The organism is Streptomyces sp. NPDC002076 (assembly GCF_053593835.1).
Genome location: NZ_JBSFDI010000011.1, coordinates 104808 through 123445 on the forward strand (window position 1 = coordinate 104808; position 18638 = coordinate 123445).

Genomic DNA, 18638 nt, shown 5'->3' on the forward strand with positions numbered 1-18638 from the left:
GTCATCGTCGATCGTTCATCTGCTCCCTTTCAACGTAGAGTTGGACTTTCTGCGGCAGAAGGGGGACGACGCGATGAAGCGTTTCGAGCGGCTCGGCCAGATCCGTCGGCTGGACCCGGTGACGGACGCACTTGAGATCTACCGGCTCAGTGTGGCGTTCGAGTTCCCCTGGGACTACACCCGCGCCCTGGAGCTCGCCCTGTACCGCACGTACGCCGTGCCGAGCATCGGACGGCTGCTCGCGCGGACGGCGGAGCTGACCGAGCGCCCGCAGAAGCGGTACGACGACACCGTGCTGCTCCTCGACACCGTCGTCGAGCACGGTTTCGCCACTGAGGAGGGCCGTACCGCGATCCGCCGCATCAATCAGATGCACCGCAGCTACGACATCAGCGACGACGACATGCGGTACGTACTGAGCACCTTCGTCGTGATGCCGAGGCGCTGGATCGACGCCTACGGCTGGCGGCGGCTGTCGCGGCACGAGATCGTCGCCGCCACCGAGTACTACCGCACCCTGGGCCGGCACATGGGAATTCCCGGCATCCCCGAGACGTACGAGGAGTTCGAGGCACTCCTCGACGCGTACGAGGAGGAACACTTCGGCTGGGACGAGCAGTCCCGGCGGGTCTCCGACGCCACACTCGACCTGATGGCGTCCTGGTATCCCCGGGCTCTGGCGCCATTGCTGCGCACCGCGACGCTCGCGCTGCTCGACGAGCCGCTGCTGCGCGCCTTCGATTACACCCCGCCCGGCGCGGCCACCTCGGCGTTCGTGCGTCGGGCCGTCCGCGCGCGTGGCCGGTTCGTCCGGCTGCTGCCGCCGCGCCGTGACCCGCACTTCGCCCGCCAGAACCGGGAGATCAAGGGCTACCCGGACGGCTACCGGCCGGCGGACCTGGGCACCCACCCGGTTCCCGGGCTGCGCGGCTGCCCGGTGCGGCACCGCGACCCCTCTGCGGCCGACGTCGTCGAGTGAGGCAAGGGTGTCGCGCAGCCAGGCCGGTTCGGCCCGGCTCGTGGCACGCGCGATGGTGAGGCGACCCCGCCGGAACGGGTCGTCCAGTTCCTCGGCGCGCAGCGGCCGGTCGCCGTCGTGGAAGAAGCCCGCCCTCCTCGGTCAGCCTCAGCGCGTGGCGCGGCGCGGCCACGGAGCCCGGACGAGTTCGGCACAGGCGGCGATGTGCGCGTGCTGGACGGCGGACATCGAGCCGATCCCGTGCAGATACACCCTTCAGCGACAGAACGTTCAGTCCACGCGCCGCCGCACCGCGAGCGCGAGGAAACGGGCGTCCTCGTCGACGTACGACGTCATGTTCCACCCCGATCGGGCCAGCAGCGGACCGAGGTTGGTCTCGGCGCGCAGGTCGTCGGGTGTGATCCGCCGGCCCTGGCGTGCCGCCAGAGCCGCGCGACCGATGGGATGGAACAGCGCGAGCACGCCGCCGGGCCGCACCACGCGGACGAGCTCCCGCAGGTTCTCCTCCGGGCGCGGCAGATGGGCGATCAGGCCGGCCGCGAACACGGCGTCCAGCGCCCCGGACCGCAGCGGCAGCGCGGCGACGTCCGCGAGCAGCAGGTGCCCGTTCCGGTCGCGGCCCGCCCGCATCGCGGCCTCGAGCATCGCCGGCGTCAGATCGGCACCCAGCACCACACCGGAGGGTCCCACGGCGGCCCGCAGCGGCGGCAGGGCGCGCCCCGTGCCGCAGCCGGCGTCCAACACCCGGTCGCCCGGCCGCAGTCCGAGATCGGACACAGCGGCCGCGTAGGCGGGACCGTCATCGGGGAACCTGCTGTCCCAGTCAGCCGCACGGGCGGTGAAGAAATCCTGAACGTGTGTGTGGTCGTCGCTCATGTTCCGCATGATTCCTCACTGCCAGGGGGGATACCTAGGCGCACATGTTCGGGCCGGACCCGATCGTTCCGTCGCATCTGTGTGTCATATTCCAACAGCTTTCGAAATGCGCCCCCTTTGTGCGCCCGTGCCCCCCTAGCGTCCCTTGGCCATGGGACACCTGGACCACGCCGCCTTCGGCTGGCTGACCCCCGTGCTGTCGTACGTCATGGCCTGCGTGGGCGCCGCGCTCGGACTGCGCTGCACCGTGCGCGCGCTCGCCACCACCGGCCGCTCGCGCCGCAACTGGCTCGTGACCGCGGCCTCCGCCATCGGGACCGGCATCTGGACGATGCACTTCGTGGCCATGCTCGGCTTCCGCGTCAGCGGCACCGACATCCGCTACAACGTGCCGCTGACCATCCTCAGTCTCCTCGTCGCCATGGTCGTCGTCTGCGCCGGCGTCTTCGCCGTCGGCTACAGCCGCGACCGCACGCGGGCGCTCCTGCTCGGCGGCCTCACCACCGGGGTGGGCGTCGCCAGCATGCACTACCTGGGCATGGCGGCGGTCCGGCTGCACGGCGACATCAGGTACGACCCCCTCCTCGTCGGAGTGTCGGTGCTGATCGCCGTCGTGGCGGCGACCGCGGCCCTGTGGGCCGGGCTCAACATCAAGTCGCCCCTCGCGGTCACCGTCGCCTCCCTCGTCATGGGAGCGGCCGTCAGCAGCATGCATTTCACCGGGATGTTCGCGGTGAGCGTGCATGTGACTCCCTCCGGCGAGACCCTGCCCGGGGCCACGGCGATGCAGTTCATCTTCCCCCTCGCCGTCGGCCTCGGGTCCTACCTGTTCATCACCGCGGCCTTCGTCGCCCTCTCGCCCACGGCCGACGAGCGAGAGGCGTCCGCCTCCGCTCAGCGGCCCGTCGAGAGCATCGCCCGCTAGCGGGACCCGGCCCGAGCGCCCCGACCCACGTTCCGAGCGAGGAGGCCATGCGCCCACCCCGTACCACCCCGAAAGCCGGCACTCCAGCGCATCCGCCGCGCGGCCGCCGCGCACACGCCGGACCGCCCGCCGCCGATGAGGCCGACCGCCCGCTCGGCGCCCCACCGGCCAAGGCACGCACGCGTGGCAACCGCCGGCATCTGCGCCCCCGCACCGTGCGCGCCAAGGTGGTCAGCCTGCTGATGGTGCCGGTCGTCTCCCTCCTCGCCCTGTGGGCGTACGCCACCGTCACCACCGCCCAGGACGTGGCCCGGCTACGGCAGTCCCAGCGGGTCGACGCCGAACTGCGCAGCCCCTTGGCCGCGGCCGTCTCCGCCCTCCAGGCCGAGCGCACCGCAGCCGTGCGCTACGCCACCGCGCCGGGCCCGGGTGACGGCACCGACCTGCGAAGCCTGGCCGCCCGCACCGACCGGGCGGTGGCCGAACTGCGGCTCGGCGACAACAACACCGTCGCCGACAGCGAGGAACTGCCGGCCGGTGTCTCCGCGCGCCTCGGCGCCTTCGTCACCGGTGCCGAGCACCTGAGCGCCCTGCGCACGGCCGTACTCGACCGCAAGACCGGCTGGGACAGGGTGTACGCGCAGTACACGAAGACCATTGGCGCGGCCTTCGCCGTGGACGGTGCCCTCACCGGCATCCAGCGGGATGACGTCGGCTCGGACGCGCGCGTGCTGCTCGAATTCAGCCGGGCCGCCGAGGCACTGGCCCAGGAGGACACCCTGCTCGGCAGCGCACGCACCGCCGGGCCACTGCAGGGCGAGTGGCTGCGGCTGTTCGGTGCCGCCGTCGCCGGGCGTCGTACCCTCACCGAGGCCGCGGTCGCCGATCTGCCCGCCGCCCAGCGCGCCGCCTGGCAGGAGCTGGCCGACAGCGACGTCTACACCGCTCTCGGTGCCACCGAGGACAAGATCATCACAGCCGGGCCCGGTGGCAAGCCGGCCGACGGGGCCACGCAGGCCGCCTGGAACGCCGCCCACGCGCGCGTGCAGGACGGCATGCAGGGCATAGCGGCGGACACCGGCCGGGCCGTCGCGGGCCGGGCCGACCCGTTCACACGCGGCCTGCTCAGCCCCGCCGGCGCGGCCGTGCTCCTCGGCCTGGCCGCGGTCGTCGCCTCGCTCGTCATCTCCGTCCGCATCGGACGCGGTCTCGTGGTCGAACTCGTGAGCCTGCGCAACGACGCCCTGGAGATCGCCCGCCGCAAACTCCCTGAGGCGATGCGCAGACTGCGCGCGGGCGAGGAGATCGACATCCAGGCGGAGGCGCCCGCCGGACCACCCGCCGAGGACGAGACGGCGCAGGTCTCGGAAGCGCTGACCACCGTCCACCGCGCCGCCCTGCGCGCCGCCGTGGAACGGGCCGAACTCGCCAGCGGCATCTCCGGCGTCTTCGTCAACCTGGCCCGCCGCAGCCAGGTACTGGTCCACCGCCAGCTCAGCCTCCTGGACAGCATGGAGCGCCGCTCGGACGATCCCAACGAACTGAGCGACCTGTTCCGCCTGGACCACCTCACCACACGCATGCGGCGGCACGCCGAGAGCCTGATCATCCTCTCCGGCGCCGCACCCGGCCGGGCCTGGCGCATGCCGGTGTCCCTGACCAACGTCGTACGGGCCGCCGTGTCGGAAGTCGAGGACTACGCGCGCGTGGAGGTGCGTCAGCTCCCCGAAGCCCGTGTCATCGGCACCGCCGTCGCCGACCTCACCCACCTGCTCGCCGAACTCGTCGAGAACGCCGCCCAGTTCTCCCCGCCCCACACGCGCGTGCGCGTGACCGGCGAACCCGTCGGCAACGGCTACGCCCTGGAGATCGAGGACCGGGGACTCGGCATGGGCGCCGAGACCCTCGCGGAGGCCAACCGGCGCATCGAACAGTCCGAGGCCCTCGACCTGTTCGACAGCGACCGGCTCGGACTGTTCGTGGTCAGCCGGCTCGCCTCCCGGCACGACGTGAAGGTGCATCTGCGGACCTCCCCCTACGGAGGCACCACCGCGGTTGTCCTGCTGCCCACCGCCCTGCTGCACGGCGGCGCGGCGGAACGTCTCTCCCACCAAGGTGAGCAGTCCCGTCAGGCACCGGAACCCGAGTACGCGCGCGTGCCCGGCACAAGTCCGCACCAGGCGGCCGTCGCCGCACGGTCGGACCGGCCCGCCCTCGCGGCCACCGCTCCCGGCCCGCACGGCGCCGCCGACGAGCCGACCCCGCACGGATCCGGAGACGAAACCCCACCCCCCGGAGTCACCGCCTTGAGGCTGCACCGACCGCCGAACGACTCCGAGAGCTCCGACAACCTCCCACGCCGTGTGCGCCAGGCGAGCCTCGCACCCCAGCTCCGGCAGCAGCGCCCCGAAGCGCCGACGCGGGACACCCCACGGCACGGCGACGAACGGCGCACCCCCGAACTGGTGCGGGACCGCATGGCCGCCTACCGCGACGGATGGACGCGCGGCGGCGGCAGACAGCCCGGGCGCGGCGCCGCCCCGGAACCCGAAACGGGCAGTGACAGCAGCGAAGGAGACCCGGCATGATCCAGGACCCGAACACGAGTGCCGGCCAGCGCTCCGGCGAACTGGACTGGTTGCTCGACGACTTGGTGATGCGCGTGAGCGAGGTACGGCACGCTGTCGTGCTCTCCAACGACGGGCTGGCCGTCGGCGCCTCCACTGGCCTCGCGCGGGAGGACGCCGAGCACCTCGCCGCCGTGGCCTCCGGGTTCAACAGCCTCGCCAAGGGCGCGGGACGGCACTTCGGAGCGGGCGGCGTGCGGCAGACCATGGTCGAGATGGACGACGCTTTCCTCTTCGTGGCCGCCGCCGGTGACGGCTCTTGCCTCGCGGTGCTCACCGCCGTCACCGCCGACATCGGATTGGTCGCCTACGAGATGGCGCGCCTGGTCAAACGGGTCGGCGAGCACCTGTACACGCCCCCGCGTGTCGCCGCACAGCCGCCCGCAGCCGGATGACCGGGAACAGGCGGCACAGATGACCGAGAACCAGAGCGCCGGTCCGTGGGAGCCGGGCAGCCAGTGGTACGACGGCGAGGCCGGACCACTCGTGCGCCCGTACGCGATGACGGGCGGGCGCACCCAGCCGGGTCCCACCGGGGTGCGCTTCGACCTGATCGCCCTTGTCACCCTCGACCCCGCGGCACCGGCGCTCGAGGACGCCGCGCTCGGCCCCGAGCACCGGACCCTGATCGAGCTGTGCCGCACGGAGACACAGTCCGTCGCCGAACTCGCGGCGGACGCCGACCTTCCCGTCGGCGTCGTCAGGGTGCTCCTCGGCGACCTCCTGGAACTCGGCTGCGTGGTCATCAGCCGTCCCGTGCCGCCGGCCCACCTGCCCGATGAGCGGATTCTGCGCGAGGTCATCGCGGGACTGCGAGCGCTGTAGATGAACGTTCCGAAGCCGCCGTGCGCCACGCAGCGCCCCGATCCGTACGCGTTCCGCCTCAGACCGGACGCAGGTCAGTCACATCAGGTGCATTCCGGTCCAAGAGCCCGGAGGTGCCGCTCCGTTGTCATCATGCTGCCTTCGCGCCCGCAGCAGACGGACGCCGACCGCAGCCGGCCCTCCCGAGAGAAGTGATGATGGTCACCGAGCACTCCGAAGCCGTCGGCGACACCGCCGCCCTGGCGCTGAAGATACTGGTCGCCGGTGGGTTCGGCGTCGGCAAGACGACCCTGGTCGGGGCCGTCAGCGAGATCCGGCCGCTGCGCACCGAGGAACTCCTCAGCGAGGCAGGGCAGCTGGTGGACGACACCGACGGCGTGGACCAGAAGGTCACCACCACCGTCGCCATGGACTTCGGCCGCATCACCATCCGCTCCGGCCTGTCCCTCTACCTCTTCGGCACACCGGGACAGGACCGCTTCTGGTTCCTCTGGGACGAGTTGTCCCAGGGTGCGCTCGGTGCCGTCGTCCTCGCGGACACCCGGCGCCTGGAGGACTGCTTCCCCGCGGTCGACTACTTCGAGCACCGGCGCATCCCGTTCGTGGTGGCCGTCAACTGCTTCACGGGCGCCCGCACCTACGGCGCCCACGACGTCTCACGGGCCCTCGACCTCGACCGCGGTACCCCGGTGGTGCTGTGCGACGCCCGCGACCGGGACTCCGGCAAGGAAGTCCTGATCCGGCTCGTCGAGTACGCCGGGCGGATGCACACCGCCCGGCTCCTGGACTCGGTCGGCTGACCCCGCTGCTCAGGCCGCCACATCCTTCACGGCCACCACTTGGTCGACCGGAACCCGGACCAGCAGCTCGCCCGGAACACCGTTGCGGGCGCCGTACTCCTCGGCGCGGTCCTCACCCATGTACCGGGCGGCGATCCGGGTGGCCCAGTGACGCAGCTCGTCCAGGTTCTCCGACAGCCGTGCCCGGCCGTTGAGCACCACGAAGTGGAACGGCGGCCGATCATCGTCCACACACAGGGCGACCCGCCCGTCCTGGGCGAGATTGCGCCCCTTCACCGTGTCCTTGCCCGTGTTGAAGACCAGTTCGTCCCCGTCCAGCAGAAACCAGATGGGGGCCACATGAGGGCTCCCATCGGCGCGAACGGTGGACAGCTTGCCGGTCCGGGTGCCCTGCGAGACGAACGCCCGCCATTCCTCGTCGGTCATCTTCTGTGCCATGCGCCCATCCTGCTTGCCCGGACGCCGGACGTGGGGAAGGCTGGCGGGGAGTTCCTCCAGCCAGGGGGGAGACATCACGCGGGGAGACGGAGATGGCGCAGAACCAGGGACTCGGCTGGCTCCTGGACGATCTGACCGAGCGCGTGGACGACGTGCGGCACGCGCTGGTCCTGTCGAACGACGGGCTGGTCACGGGCGCGAGCACGGGTCTACGCCGTGAGGACGCCGAGCATCTGGCCGCCGTGGCATCCGGGTTGCACAGCCTCGCCAAGGGATCGGGACGCCACTTCGGCGCCGGCAGGGTACGCCAGACCATGATCGAGTACGACGACGCGGTGCTGTTCGTGACCGCGGCAGGCACCGGCAGCTGCCTGTGCGTGCTCAGCGGCGCGGAGGCCGACATCGGCCAGATCGCCTACGAGATGACCCTGCTCGTCAATCGCGTCGGCGAGCACCTCGGCGTCGACGCCCGGCAACCGGAGCGCACCCCCCTCGCTGACGCCTGACCAGCGGTTTCTCCTCGCGTCGCGTAGTTGTCGCGTAGTTATCCACAGGGTCACCACGTCCTGGACCGAATTGGCTACGGTGTGTGCACGGCGAACGCACAGGGCGTGAGCCCCGACTCCACGGGGGAGTTCGACCATGTCGGCAAGCACCTTCAGCCCGCCCCGGCCCACCATCTGCACCCCGAGCCACGCCGCGCGGGAACTGGGCCTCAAACGAGGCGAGTTCGACCTCGCCGTGCACCTCGGCCTCATCCGGAGCGTGCCCGACGAAGGCGGGGGAGGAGGTCGCAGGGTGGAGCGCGCGGAGATCGACCGCCTCCGCGCACAGCAGGGCTACCCGGACACTCTCCACGAGCGCGTGCGGGTGGTGGGCACCACCGGGGGCGCCGCGCTCATGAAGATCCCGGCCGGGCGCTTCACCCGCCTCGCCCGACTGGGCCTGCTCGTGCCGGTGAAGTGGTATTTGAACCGGTACCGAGCCGTGGTCTGGCTGTATCTGGCCGAAGACCTGCGGCACTTCATCTCGGGCACCGAGAACGCCCACCTGCTCAAGGGGCGGACGCCCGAGAGCCTGCGGGGCCAGCTGGAGGCCGGGGTGGACCTGCGCGCCCGCAACTGGCGGGGACGCCACCTCGGGTTCCTGCTGCGGCAGGCAGAGGATCCGTGGATTCGGGCCGGTGCCGTGGCGGCCTTCCTCCCGCCCATCGAGATCGCCGATCTCGTCAAGGATCCGTACGACCGCGCCCATCTGCATCGGTTCCGGCCCGCGCCGCCCGGTCAGGGCATTCCGGGATCGCCTGCCACGCACCTCGCCGAGCGGATCGCCACCGCGCAGGACGCGGACGAGATCGAGTGGCTCCGCAGCGAACTGGTCCAGGTGCTCCAGGAGGCGCGCGCCCTCTCACCGGCCCCGCGCCCGGCCGCCCGGTGCGCCGCACCGAGCATGCGAGCAGTCGCACGGCCCGTCCCGCCCACGGCCCGCACGGTCACACGGCCCACGGAGCCGGCAGTGCCGTCGGAGACCGGGGCGGTGCCGGCCGTGGCCCGGGTGTCCCGGCAGTCGCTGCTGGGATCGCCCGAGCCGGAGGGCGGGCCGGTGACAGTGGCGTCCGGGGCGAGCGGTGGACCGCTGCCGGGGGCGCCTGAGTCGAAGGACCAGCCCGTGGCCCGAGCCTTCGAATGGCACGGGCCGCCGACGGTGCCGGCGGTCGCGCCGTCGTCGGCCCACCGGGGACACCGCCCGGCCGAGCAGTCCGGGACGCGGACCGACCGTGGCCTGCGTGCCTGGCTGCGGCGCAGAAGCCATCGGCCCGCGCGGGTCTGAACCACCCGGCCGCCGGCCCCGCCGTCGGCTCGCTAGAGGGACCTGAACAGGCCCTCCTGGACGACCGAGACGAGCAGACGCCCCTGCAGGTCGTAGATGCGCCCGCGGGCCAGGCCCCGGCCGCCGGTGGCGATCGGCGACTCCTGGTCGTACAGGAACCACTCGTCCGCGCGGAACGGCCGGTGGAACCACATGGCGTGATCCAGCGAGGCCATGTCGAAGCTCCGCGCTCCCCACAGCGGTTCGACGGGGATGCGCACCGCGTCCAGGAGGGTCATGTCACTGGCGTAGGTCAGCGCGCACGTGTGCACCAGCGGGTCGTCACCGAGCGGTCCGACCGCGCGCATCCACACGGCACTGCGCGGCTCGGCCCCCTTGGTTTCCTCGGCGTTCCAGCGCAGCCGGTCGACATAGCGGATGTCGAAGGGCTGGCGGCGCGCCATCCGCTCCAACTGCTCCGGCAGCGCGCCCAGGTGCTTGCGAATCTCCTCGGAGACCGTCGGCAGCGATTCCGGGTCCGGCACCTCACGGGCCGGCGGCAGCTGGTGCTCGAACGGTCCTTCCTCGGGCTTGTGAAAGGAGGCGGTCAGATTGAAGATCGTGCGGCCCTGCTGCACGGCCGTGACCCGGCGCGTGGTGAACGACAGGCCGTCGCGCACCCGTTCCACCTGGTACACGATGGGCACGCCGGGGCGGCCCGGGCGCAGGAAGTACGCGTGCAGCGAGTGCACCGGGCGGTCGCCGTCCGTGGTGCGGCCGGCGGCGACCAGTGCCTGGCCCGCCACCTGGCCGCCGAATACCCGCTGGAGCGACTCCTGGGGGCTTCGGCCACGGAAGATGTTGACCTCGATCTGCTCCAGGTCGAGCAGGTCGACCAGTCGCTCGGCCGGGTTCGTCATCGGTGGAATTCTCCTTGGCTCACAACTGGTCGAAAACCGCTCACAGCTGGCCCACGTCGGTGACGCGGACGATCGCACGGCCCTCGGCGTCCGAGGCCGCGAGATCGACCTCGGCGCTGATGCCCCAGTCGTGGTCGCCGTTCGGGTCGTCGAAGATCTGGCGGACGCGCCAGATGCCGTTCGCCGGCTCCTCGTTGATGACCAGCAGCTTGGGGCCACGGGCGTCGGGACCGGTGCCGAGGTCGTCGTACTCGTCCCAGTACTTGTCCATCGCCTCGCCCCAGGCGTCGGCGTCCCATCCGGCGTCGGCGTCCATCTCGCCGAGCTCCTCGACCTGGTCGAGGGCGGCCAGCTCCACGCGACGGAACATGGCGTTGCGGACGAGGACGCGGAAGGCGCGCGCGTTGGTGGTGACCGGCTTGACCTCGTCGGCCTTTTCCTGGGCCTCCTCGGCGGTCATCTCCTCCGGGTTCGCCAGCTGCTCCCATTCGTCCAGCAGGCTGGAGTCCACCTGGCGCACCATTTCGCCGAGCCACTCGATCAGATCCTGCAGGTCCTCGGACTTGAGGTCGTCCGGGATGGTGTGGTCGAGGGTCTTGTAGGCGCTGGCCAGGTAGCGCAGCACGATGCCCTCCGTGCGGGCCAGCTCGTAGAAGGACACCAACTCCGTGAAGGACAGCGCTCGTTCGTACATGTCCCGGATGACCGACTTCGGCGACAGCGGGTGGTCGCCGACCCAGGGGTGGCTCTTGCGGTAGGTGTTGTACGCGTGGAAGAGCAGCTCCTCCAGCGGCTTCGGGTACGTGATGTCCTGGAGGCGCTCCATGCGCTCCTCGTACTCGACGCCGTCCGCCTTCATCGCGGCGACGGCCTCGCCGCGCGCCTTGTTCTGCTGGGCGACAAGGATCTGTCGCGGGTCGTCGAGGGTGGACTCGACGACGGAGACCATGTCGAGGGCGTAGGACGGCGACTCGGGGTCGAGGAGTTCGAACGCGGCGAGCGCGAACGTGGACAGCGGCTGGTTGAGCGCGAAGTCCTGCTGCAGGTCGACCGTGAGCCGGACGATCCGGCCCTCGGCGTCGGGCTTGTCCAGCTTCTCCACGATTCCGCCGTCGAGCAGCGACCGGTAGATCGCGATCGCCCGTCGGATGTGCCTCAACTGCTGCCTGCGCGGCTCGTGGTTGTCCTCCAGGAGATGGCGCATCGCCTCGAACGCGTTGCCCGGGCGGGCGATCACCGACAGCAGCATCGTGTGCGTCACCCGGAAACGCGAGGTCAGCGGCTCCGGTTCCGACTCGATCAGCTTCTGGAACGTGTTGTCCGTCCAGCCGACAAAACCCTCCGGTGCCTTCTTGCGCACCACCTTGCGCCGCTTCTTCGGGTCGTCGCCCGCCTTCGCCAGCGCCTTCTCGTTCTCGATGACGTGCTCCGGCGCCTGCGCCACGACCAGCCCCGCCGTGTCGAAGCCGGCCCGGCCGGCCCGGCCCGCGATCTGGTGGAACTCCCGGGCCCGCAGCGTGCGCACCCGGCTGCCGTCGTACTTGGTGAGAGCCGTGAACAGCACTGTGCGGATGGGCACGTTGACGCCCACGCCGAGCGTGTCCGTGCCGCAGATGACCTTGAGCAGGCCCGCCTGGGCGAGCTTCTCCACCAGGCGCCGGTACTTGGGCAGCATGCCGGCGTGGTGGACGCCGATCCCGTGCCGTACGTAACGGGAGAGGTTGCGGCCGAACTTGGTGGTGAACCGGAAGTTGCCGATCAGCTCGGCGATCTGGTCCTTCTCCTCGCGCGAGCACATGTTGATGCTCATCAGCGCCTGCGCCCGCTCCACGGCCTGCGCCTGCGTGAAGTGCACGATGTACACCGGGGCCTGCTTGGACTCCAGCAGATCGGTGAGCGTCTCGGTGAGCGGGGTGAGCTTGTACTCGTAGGAGAGGGGCACCGGCCGGGTTGCCGAGCGGACCACCGATGTGGGACGGCCGGTGCGGCGCGTGAGGTCCTTCTCAAAGAAGGACACATCACCCAAAGTGGCCGACATCAGGATGAACTGCGCTTGAGGAAGCTCCAGCAGCGGGATCTGCCAGGCCCAGCCGCGGTCGCCCTCGGCGTAGAAGTGGAACTCGTCCATGACCACCTGACCGACGTCCGCGTCCTTGCCGTCGCGCAGCGCGATCGACGCCAGGACCTCGGCGGTGCAGCAGATCACGGGCGCGTCGGCGTTCACGGAGGCGTCGCCGGTGAGCATGCCGACGTTCTCGGTGCCGAACAGCTTGCACAGCTCGAAGAACTTCTCCGACACCAGCGCCTTGATCGGGGCGGTGTAGAAGGTGACCTCGTCCCGGGCCAGCGCGGCGAAGTGCGCGCCCGCGGCGATCATGCTCTTGCCGGAGCCGGTGGGCGTCGAGACGATCACGTTCGCCCCGGAGACCACCTCGATCAGCGCCTCCTCCTGGTGCGGGTAGAGGGTGAGGCCGCGCTCCTGCGCCCACGACTCGAAGGCTTCGTACAGGGCGTCGGGGTCGGCGGTCGGCGGCAGCTGATCGATGAGGGTCACGCACCCATCTTGCCTGGCCTCCACCCCGAGAGGGGAATCGGCTGCGAGCACGAAGATCACGGCCGCTACGCTGTGGCGCCGACGAGATGTCAGCGCACCAGGTCAACTGGACAGCGGCACACGAGGAATGGGGCGGGAAGCGGCCATGATGGGACCAGCACACTCACTGTCGGGGGCCGCGGCCTGGCTAGGCGTCGGAGCGGCAGCCGCCGCGGCAGGTCAACCGATGCCCTGGCCGGTCCTCCTCGTCGGCGCCCTGATCTGCGCCGGCGCCGCGCTCGCCCCGGACCTCGACCACAAGGCGGCCACGATCTCGCGAGCCTTCGGGCCGATCTCGCACTGGATCTGCGAGATCGTGGACAAGCTGTCGTACGCCGTCTACAAGGCGACCCGGATGAAGGGCGACCCGCGTCGCTCCGGCGGTCACCGTACGCTGACGCACACCTGGCTGTGGGCGGTTCTGCTCGGTGCCGGCTGCTCAGCGGCGGCGATCGCGGGGGGCCGCTGGGCCGTGCTGGCGATCCTTTTCGTGCACATGGTGCTGGCGATCGAGGGGCTGCTGTGGCGGGCGGCGCGTGGCTCCAGCAGCGATGTCCTGGTCTGGCTGTTGGCGGCGACCACCGCGTGGATTCTCGCCGGCGTCCTGGACAAGCCGGGCAACGGCTCCGACTGGCTGTTCACGGCACCGGGCCAGCAGTACCTGTGGCTGGGGCTGCCGATCGTGCTCGGCGCGCTGGTTCACGACATCGGGGACGCGCTGACGGTGTCCGGCTGCCCGATCCTGTGGCCGATCCCCTTGGGCCGCAAGCGCTGGTATCCCGTGGGGCCGCCGAAGGCGATGCGGTTCCGGGCCGGGAGCTGGGTGGAGCTGAAGGTGCTGATGCCGGTGTTCATGCTGCTGGGCGGGGTGGGCTGCGCGGCGGCCCTCAACGTGATCTGAGGCGCCTGCTCCGGATCGGCCGGCTGAGCGGTGGCTCAGGTCGCCTCGCCGGCCTCCGCCTCGCCGGCCTCCGCCCCGCCGTAGCGGCGCTCGAAGCGGGCGATACGGCCCTCGGCGTCGACCGTGCGGGCCTTGCCCGTGTAGAAGGGGTGGCTCTCCGAGGAGATCTCCACGTCGACAACCGGGTAGGTCTGGCCGTCGTCCCACTCGATGGTCTGCTCGCTCCGCGCGGTCGAGCGGGTGAGGAAGGCGTAGCCGGCGGCGCGGTCACGGAAGACCACGGGCTGGTAGTCGGGGTGCTTGTCCCGCTGCATGGCGGCTCCTCGTGCGGGGCGGTCGGGCAGGGCATGGGCGGGTCGGCCGGGGCCTGCGGATCAGCCGGGCAGGGAGTCCTCGTCGACGATGTGCATCGCGGCCTCCTCGGCGGAGGCGGCGGCTCCGTCGATGCCGACGTCGGTGGCGACGAGGGCGGCCTCCTCGTCCTCGTGCGCCCCCTCGTCCGGGGCCACCAGCCGGCCGGAGCGGAGGTTGCCGACCTCGTCGTCGAGGGGTTCCCCGTCGGTGTCGTGGTCACCGATGTCATCACCGTCGCGGGCGACGATGTCGGGCTGCTCCTCGGCGAGCCGCTGGTCCAGTGTCTCGCCCGCCTGGCGTTCGGCCGCCGTCACCCCTGTGTGCTCCACCGCCCAGGGTCGTTCGGGCGGGGACCAGCCACGGTCGAGCGGGTCGTTGACGCCGTCGAAATCCAGTGTGTCCTCGACGTCGAGCACCCCCGAGTCCTCCCGGATCTCCGAGGGATCGGGCTGGTAGACGTCGTCCCCCCAGCCGTCGACGCTGTCCACGAGTACCTCCAGATGGTGAGGACGGCCGGGCGCCACCGCAACGGGCGGCAGACCGCCGACACGCCTGGCACGAGGGTCACGCGCTGCGAACCGGGTGGTTCCGTCGCGTTCCCCGCACCGGTGCCGTTCTCCAGACTTCCACCCCTGCTCGGGACCGCGCAACGGCACGAGCACCGCTCAGTGCCCGCGCCCTGGCACAGGCGCCGATCCCACCCCACAGAGGGCTCGCTCGCCGCGCCCCGGCCCCGCACAGAGCGCTCGCTCACCGCGGCCCGGTTCCCCGCCGCGCGCCGGCTCACAGGGGGCAGGCCGTTGCAGAAACCGACAGCCGAGACCATGGCACCCAGGGGTGCTCCCCGGGGCACCGTGGGCAGCGCCGCGGCGATCGCGGGGACCGGCCCTGCCCGCAGGCACTGCGCCGCAGGACCGGTCGCCCGCACCCTCGCCGGATGCTCACCCGTGCCACGACCGCCACAGCGCCGCGTACGCGCCGTCCGCCGCGACCAGCTCGTCATGACTGCCCAGCTCGCTGATGCGGCCGTCCTCCACGACGGCGATCACGTCCGCGTCATGGGCGGTGTGCAGGCGGTGGGCGATGGCGACCACCGTGCGGCCGTCCAGCACCCGGGCCAGGGACCGTTCCAGATGCCGGGCCGCGCGCGGGTCCAGCAGCGAGGTCGCCTCGTCCAGGACCAGCGTGTGCGGATCGGCGAGCACCAGCCGGGCCAGCGCGATCTGCTGGGCCTGCGCCGGGGTCAGCGCAAGACCGCCGGAGCCGACCTCGGTGTCCAGCCCGTCGTCCAGTGCCCGTGCCCAGCCCTCCGCGTCGACCGCGCCCAGCGCCGCCCACAGCTCGACGTCTGTCGCGACGGTGCGGGCCAGCAGAAGGTTGTCGCGCAGGGAGCCGACGAAGACGTGGTGCTCCTGGTTGACCAGGGCGACGTGCGAGCGGACGCGTTCCGCGGGCATCCGGGACAGCTCGGCGCCACCCAGGGTGATCCGGCCGTCGCGCGGTGCGTAGATCCCGGCGAGCAGCCTGCCCAGGGTGGACTTGCCCGCGCCCGAGGGACCGACCAGGGCCAGCCGGGTGCCCGGGGAGACCTCAAGGGACACCTTGCGCAGCACGTCGACGCCCTCGCGGTAGCCGAAGTGGATCCGCTCGGCCCGCACGTCCCGTCCGTCCGGCGCCAGCGAGGCGTCCGCGGCGTCGGGCTCGATGTCCCGCACGCCGACCAGGCGGGCCAGCGACACCTGGGCGACCTGCACCTCGTCGTACCAGCGCAGGATCAGGTTCACCGGGTCGACGAGCATCTGCGCGATGAGCGAACCCGTGGTCAGCTGCCCCACCCCGATCCAGCCGTTCAGAACGAACACCCCGCCGACCATCAGCACCGAGCCGAGCACGATGACGTGCACCGCGTTGATGACCGGGAAGAGCACGGACCGCAGCCACAGCGTGTACCGCTCCCAGGCGGTCCACTCCTTGATCCGCCGCTCCGACAGGGTGACGCGGCGGGCGCCGAGCCGGTGCGCCTCGATGGTGTGACCCGCGTCCACCGTCTCGGCGAGCGCGGCGGCGACCGCGGCGTACCCGGCGGCCTCGGAGCGGTAGCCGGAGGGCGCCCGCTTGAAGTACCAGCGGCACCCGGCCACCAGTACGGGCACGGCGAGCAGCACCGCGGCGGCCAGCGGCGGAGCCGTCACGACGAGCCCGCCGAGCAGCAGCAGGGCCCACACGACACCGATGGCCAGCTGCGGCACGGCCTCGCGCATCGCGTTGGCCAGGCGGTCGATGTCCGTGGTGATGCGGGAGAGCAGATCGCCGGTGCCCGCCCGTTCCAGCACGCCCGGGGGCAGCCCGACCGACCGCACGAGGAAGTCCTCGCGCAGGTCGGCCAGCATCCGCTCACCGAGCATTGCGCCCCGCAGCCTCACCTGCCAGGTGAACACCGCCTGCACGGCCAGCGCGAGCACGAACAACCCGGCGGTCAGGCCCAGATGCAGCTCCTGCGACCGGTCGGACACCCGCTCGACCAGGCCGCCGAGCAGGTACGGACCCACCATGGAGGCGATCACGGCCGCCGTGTTGACGCCGATGAGCAGCAGGAACGCCCGGCGGTGCCGGCGGAGCAACTCGGCGACATAGGCACGCACGGTCGCGGCCGCGCCGATGGGAAGGGTTGTGGCGGTCGTCGGGGCCGCCGGGTCGTACGCCGGTGGCGCAACGCCGATCATGCGCTCTCCTCGATCTCTTCCAGCTCCGGGCGCACGCCCACCAGGGCGGCCTCGTCCGCACCGGCCAGTTCGTCGTCCGTCTCCCGGGTGACCACGGCCCGGTACCGCGGCTCGCTCTCGACCAGTTCGCGGTGCACACCGACCGCCACGACCTCGCCCTCGTGGACCAGGGCGACCTGGTCCGCGCGGTCGAGCATCAGCGGCGAGGAGGTGAACACCACGGTCGTGCGGCCCGAGCGCAGCCGCCGCAGTCCGTCCGCGATCCGTGCCTCGGTGTGCGAGTCGACGGCGGAGGTCGGCTCGTCGAGCACCAGCAGCTCGGGGTCGGTGATCAGCGACCGGGCCAGCGCGAGCCGCTGGCGCTGGCCGCCGGACAGGGACCGTCCGCGTTCGGTGATGCGGGCGTCCATCGGGTCGGCGGCGTCCAGTGATCCCTGGACCAGGGCGTCCAGGACGTCGTCGCACTGCGCCGCGGCCAGTGCGTCCGCGGCTCGCACGGCTCCCGAGGCGGGCACGTCGAGCAGCTCGCGCAGAGTGCCGGACAGCAGCACCGGGTCTTTGTCCTGGACGAGGACGGCGGTGCGGGCGCTGTCCAGCGGGAGGTCGTCCAGGGCGACCCCGCCGAGCAGGACCGAGCGACTCGGCTCGGTCGGATGGCCGCCCAGCCGCTCCGCGAGCCTGCCAGCCGCGTCCGGGTCGCCGCAGACCACGGCGGTGAGACGGCCGGCCGGAGCGAGCAGACCGGTGGCCGGGTCGTACAGGTCGCCGCCCGGCGCCTCCACCTCCCGGGTGCCGCCGGTGGCCGTGGACCGCTCCAGCGACAGCACGCGGGCCGCCCGTTTGGCCGAGGGGCGGGAGAAGGAGTAGGCCATCGCGATCTCTTCGAAATGGCGCAACGGATAATTCAGGACCATCACGGCGCTGTAGACCGTGACGAGTTCGCCGACGGTGATCCGGCCCTGGCGGGCCAGGTGGATGCCGTGCCAGACGACGGCGATGAGCAGCAGCCCGGGCAGCAACACCTGCACGGCGGAGATCAGCGACCACATCCGGGCGCTGCGCACCGCGGCGTGCCGTACCTCCTGCGACGCGCGGCGGTAGCGGTCGAGGAACAGCTCCTCGCCGCCGATGCCGCGCAGCACCCGCAGGCCGGCGACCGTGTCCGAGGCAAGCTCGGTGGCCCGGCCCGCCTTCTCACGCTGCACATCGGCGCGGCGCGTCGCCCGGGGCAGCAGCGGCAGCACCGCGAGCGCCACGACGGGCAGTCCGACGGCGACGACCACGCCCAGGGCGGGCTGGTAGACGAGGAGGCCGACACAGACCACAACGACCGTGAGCGCGGCCGCGGTGAACCGGGACACCGCCTCGACGAACCAGCCGATCTTCTCGACGTCGCCGGTGGAGACCGCCACGACCTCGCCGGCGGCGACCCGCCGGGTCAGGGCGGAGCCCAAATGGGCGGCCTTGCGGGCGAGCAGTTGCTGGACGCGGGCGGCTGCCGTGATCCAGTTGGTGACGGCGGCCCGGTGCAGGAAGGTGTCGCCGACCGCGATACCGGCGCCGCACAGCAGCATCAGACAGCCCGTCAGGGCGAGCTGGGTGCCGGAGCGCTCGACGACGGCGTCTACGGCGAGGCCGACGCAGAAGGGCAGGGCGGACACGGAGACGAAGTGCAGCAGGCCCCAGGCGAGCGACTTCAGCTGTCCGCCCAGCTGGTTCCGCCCGAGCCACCACAGGAATCGGGGGCCCGAACGTGCGTCCGGGACGCCCGGATCGGAGTATGGAAGGTCTTGAATCTGCATGGCGTCCCAGTGGCTCGTGTCAGGAGGGAAGGGATGGCGAGGGGATCGGGGGGAAGTGGGGAGGCG

General features: G+C 71.7%; 16 protein-coding genes and 2 pseudogenes. 9 read left to right on the forward strand and 9 right to left on the reverse strand.

All coding sequences use genetic code 11. The features are described from left to right. The first annotated feature begins 73 nt into the window (after window positions 1-73). Window positions 74-979, forward strand: a complete 906-nt coding sequence (locus tag ACWCQS_RS23710; protein WP_451006292.1) for an oxygenase MpaB family protein — start codon at window positions 74-76, stop codon at window positions 977-979. On the opposite strand, the pseudogene ACWCQS_RS23715 reads toward ACWCQS_RS23710, so the two are convergent. Beyond that, window positions 971-1111: pseudogene (locus ACWCQS_RS23715) on the reverse strand (PadR family transcriptional regulator); the annotation flags it as partial. The gene ACWCQS_RS23710 and the pseudogene ACWCQS_RS23715 overlap by 9 nt on opposite strands. 138 nt (window positions 1112-1249) lie before the next feature. Next, entirely contained in the window at window positions 1250-1855 is a 606-nt protein-coding gene (locus tag ACWCQS_RS23720; protein ID WP_451006293.1) for a class I SAM-dependent methyltransferase, read from the reverse strand. Between the two features lie 151 nt (window positions 1856-2006). On the opposite strand from ACWCQS_RS23720, the gene ACWCQS_RS23725 reads away from it, so the two are divergent. The 5 genes from ACWCQS_RS23725 to ACWCQS_RS23745 all read left to right on the forward strand — a co-directional run bounded on the left by ACWCQS_RS23725 (window position 2007) and on the right by ACWCQS_RS23745 (window position 7032). After that, entirely contained in the window at window positions 2007-2780 is a 774-nt protein-coding gene (locus tag ACWCQS_RS23725; RefSeq protein WP_388632921.1) for an MHYT domain-containing protein, read from the forward strand. Between the two features lie 47 nt (window positions 2781-2827). Beyond that, on the forward strand, window positions 2828-5368 hold the full coding sequence (locus tag ACWCQS_RS23730; RefSeq protein ID WP_451006294.1) for a sensor histidine kinase: 2541 nt from the start codon (window positions 2828-2830) through the stop codon (window positions 5366-5368). Continuing rightward, window positions 5365-5802, forward strand: a complete 438-nt coding sequence (locus tag ACWCQS_RS23735; RefSeq protein WP_451006295.1) for a roadblock/LC7 domain-containing protein — start codon at window positions 5365-5367, stop codon at window positions 5800-5802. The genes ACWCQS_RS23730 and ACWCQS_RS23735 overlap by 4 nt, the downstream gene beginning before the upstream one ends. Window positions 5803-5821: 19 nt before the next feature. Further along, window positions 5822-6232, forward strand: coding sequence for a DUF742 domain-containing protein (locus tag ACWCQS_RS23740; RefSeq protein ID WP_351804524.1), 411 nt, complete (start codon window positions 5822-5824; stop codon window positions 6230-6232). 197 nt (window positions 6233-6429) lie between these two features. Then, a complete protein-coding gene (locus tag ACWCQS_RS23745; RefSeq protein ID WP_451006455.1) occupies window positions 6430-7032 on the forward strand; it encodes a GTP-binding protein in 603 nt (200 codons plus the stop codon). 9 nt (window positions 7033-7041) lie between these two features. Here ACWCQS_RS23745 and ACWCQS_RS23750 read toward each other — a convergent pair whose 3' ends face one another. After that, window positions 7042-7470 carry a PPOX class F420-dependent oxidoreductase gene (locus tag ACWCQS_RS23750; protein ID WP_388632929.1) on the reverse strand — a complete coding sequence of 143 codons (429 nt, stop codon included), beginning with the start codon at window positions 7468-7470 and terminating at the stop codon, window positions 7042-7044. A gap of 92 nt (window positions 7471-7562) precedes the next feature. Between ACWCQS_RS23750 and ACWCQS_RS23755 the strand changes: the two genes are divergently transcribed. Both ACWCQS_RS23755 and ACWCQS_RS23760 read left to right on the forward strand, forming a co-directional pair. Beyond that, window positions 7563-7976 carry a roadblock/LC7 domain-containing protein gene (locus tag ACWCQS_RS23755; protein ID WP_388632932.1) on the forward strand — a complete coding sequence of 138 codons (414 nt, stop codon included), beginning with the start codon at window positions 7563-7565 and terminating at the stop codon, window positions 7974-7976. A 136-nt stretch (window positions 7977-8112) separates the two neighbouring features. Then, window positions 8113-8994 (forward strand): annotated as a pseudogene (locus tag ACWCQS_RS23760) (DUF6397 family protein); the annotation flags it as partial. A 338-nt stretch (window positions 8995-9332) separates the two neighbouring features. Here ACWCQS_RS23760 and ACWCQS_RS23765 read toward each other — a convergent pair. Further along, window positions 9333-10199: an acyl-CoA thioesterase gene (locus ACWCQS_RS23765; RefSeq protein WP_451006296.1), complete on the reverse strand. Its 867-nt coding sequence runs from the start codon at window positions 10197-10199 to the stop codon at window positions 9333-9335. 40 nt (window positions 10200-10239) lie between these two features. Further along, complete coding sequence (locus tag ACWCQS_RS23770) at window positions 10240-12753, reverse strand: DEAD/DEAH box helicase (protein ID WP_451006297.1); 2514 nt, start codon at window positions 12751-12753, stop codon at window positions 10240-10242. 145 nt (window positions 12754-12898) lie between these two features. Between ACWCQS_RS23770 and ACWCQS_RS23775 the strand changes: the two genes are divergently transcribed. Then, window positions 12899-13693 carry a metal-dependent hydrolase gene (locus tag ACWCQS_RS23775; protein WP_451006298.1) on the forward strand — a complete coding sequence of 265 codons (795 nt, stop codon included), beginning with the start codon at window positions 12899-12901 and terminating at the stop codon, window positions 13691-13693. A gap of 35 nt (window positions 13694-13728) precedes the next feature. Here ACWCQS_RS23775 and ACWCQS_RS23780 read toward each other — a convergent pair whose 3' ends face one another. The 4 genes from ACWCQS_RS23780 to ACWCQS_RS23795 all read right to left on the reverse strand — a co-directional run bounded on the left by ACWCQS_RS23780 (window position 13729) and on the right by ACWCQS_RS23795 (window position 18572). Further along, window positions 13729-14007, reverse strand: a complete 279-nt coding sequence (locus ACWCQS_RS23780; protein WP_451006299.1) for a type B 50S ribosomal protein L31 — start codon at window positions 14005-14007, stop codon at window positions 13729-13731. Between the two features lie 60 nt (window positions 14008-14067). Continuing rightward, a complete protein-coding gene (locus tag ACWCQS_RS23785; protein WP_451006300.1) occupies window positions 14068-14535 on the reverse strand; it encodes a DUF5709 domain-containing protein in 468 nt (155 codons plus the stop codon). A 453-nt stretch (window positions 14536-14988) separates the two neighbouring features. Further along, window positions 14989-16770 carry an ABC transporter ATP-binding protein gene (locus tag ACWCQS_RS23790; protein WP_451006301.1) on the reverse strand — a complete coding sequence of 594 codons (1782 nt, stop codon included), beginning with the start codon at window positions 16768-16770 and terminating at the stop codon, window positions 14989-14991. Beyond that, window positions 16767-18572: an ABC transporter transmembrane domain-containing protein gene (locus ACWCQS_RS23795; protein WP_451006302.1), complete on the reverse strand. Its 1806-nt coding sequence runs from the start codon at window positions 18570-18572 to the stop codon at window positions 16767-16769. Before ACWCQS_RS23795 ends, ACWCQS_RS23790 begins: the two co-directional genes overlap by 4 nt. Window positions 18573-18638 lie beyond the last annotated feature (66 nt).

Bases quoted from the DNA above. Each gene is read 5' to 3' on its own strand.
- ACWCQS_RS23795 (WP_451006302.1), bottom strand. From the start codon at position 18,572: ATGCAGATTCAAGACCTTCCATACTCCGATCCGGGCGTCCCGGACGCA.
- ACWCQS_RS23765 (WP_451006296.1), bottom strand. From the start codon at position 10,199: ATGACGAACCCGGCCGAGCGACTGGTCGACCTGCTCGACCTGGAGCAG.
- ACWCQS_RS23745 (WP_451006455.1), top strand. From the start codon at position 6,430: ATGGTCACCGAGCACTCCGAAGCCGTCGGCGACACCGCCGCCCTGGCG.
- ACWCQS_RS23780 (WP_451006299.1), bottom strand. From the start codon at position 14,007: ATGCAGCGGGACAAGCACCCCGACTACCAGCCCGTGGTCTTCCGTGAC.
- ACWCQS_RS23755 (WP_388632932.1), top strand. From the start codon at position 7,563: ATGGCGCAGAACCAGGGACTCGGCTGGCTCCTGGACGATCTGACCGAG.
- ACWCQS_RS23725 (WP_388632921.1), top strand. From the start codon at position 2,007: ATGGGACACCTGGACCACGCCGCCTTCGGCTGGCTGACCCCCGTGCTG.
- ACWCQS_RS23750 (WP_388632929.1), bottom strand. From the start codon at position 7,470: ATGGCACAGAAGATGACCGACGAGGAATGGCGGGCGTTCGTCTCGCAG.
- ACWCQS_RS23730 (WP_451006294.1), top strand. From the start codon at position 2,828: ATGCGCCCACCCCGTACCACCCCGAAAGCCGGCACTCCAGCGCATCCG.
- ACWCQS_RS23720 (WP_451006293.1), bottom strand. From the start codon at position 1,855: ATGAGCGACGACCACACACACGTTCAGGATTTCTTCACCGCCCGTGCG.
- ACWCQS_RS23735 (WP_451006295.1), top strand. From the start codon at position 5,365: ATGATCCAGGACCCGAACACGAGTGCCGGCCAGCGCTCCGGCGAACTG.
- ACWCQS_RS23790 (WP_451006301.1), bottom strand. From the start codon at position 16,770: ATGATCGGCGTTGCGCCACCGGCGTACGACCCGGCGGCCCCGACGACC.
- ACWCQS_RS23740 (WP_351804524.1), top strand. From the start codon at position 5,822: ATGACCGAGAACCAGAGCGCCGGTCCGTGGGAGCCGGGCAGCCAGTGG.
- ACWCQS_RS23775 (WP_451006298.1), top strand. From the start codon at position 12,899: ATGATGGGACCAGCACACTCACTGTCGGGGGCCGCGGCCTGGCTAGGC.
- ACWCQS_RS23710 (WP_451006292.1), top strand. From the start codon at position 74: ATGAAGCGTTTCGAGCGGCTCGGCCAGATCCGTCGGCTGGACCCGGTG.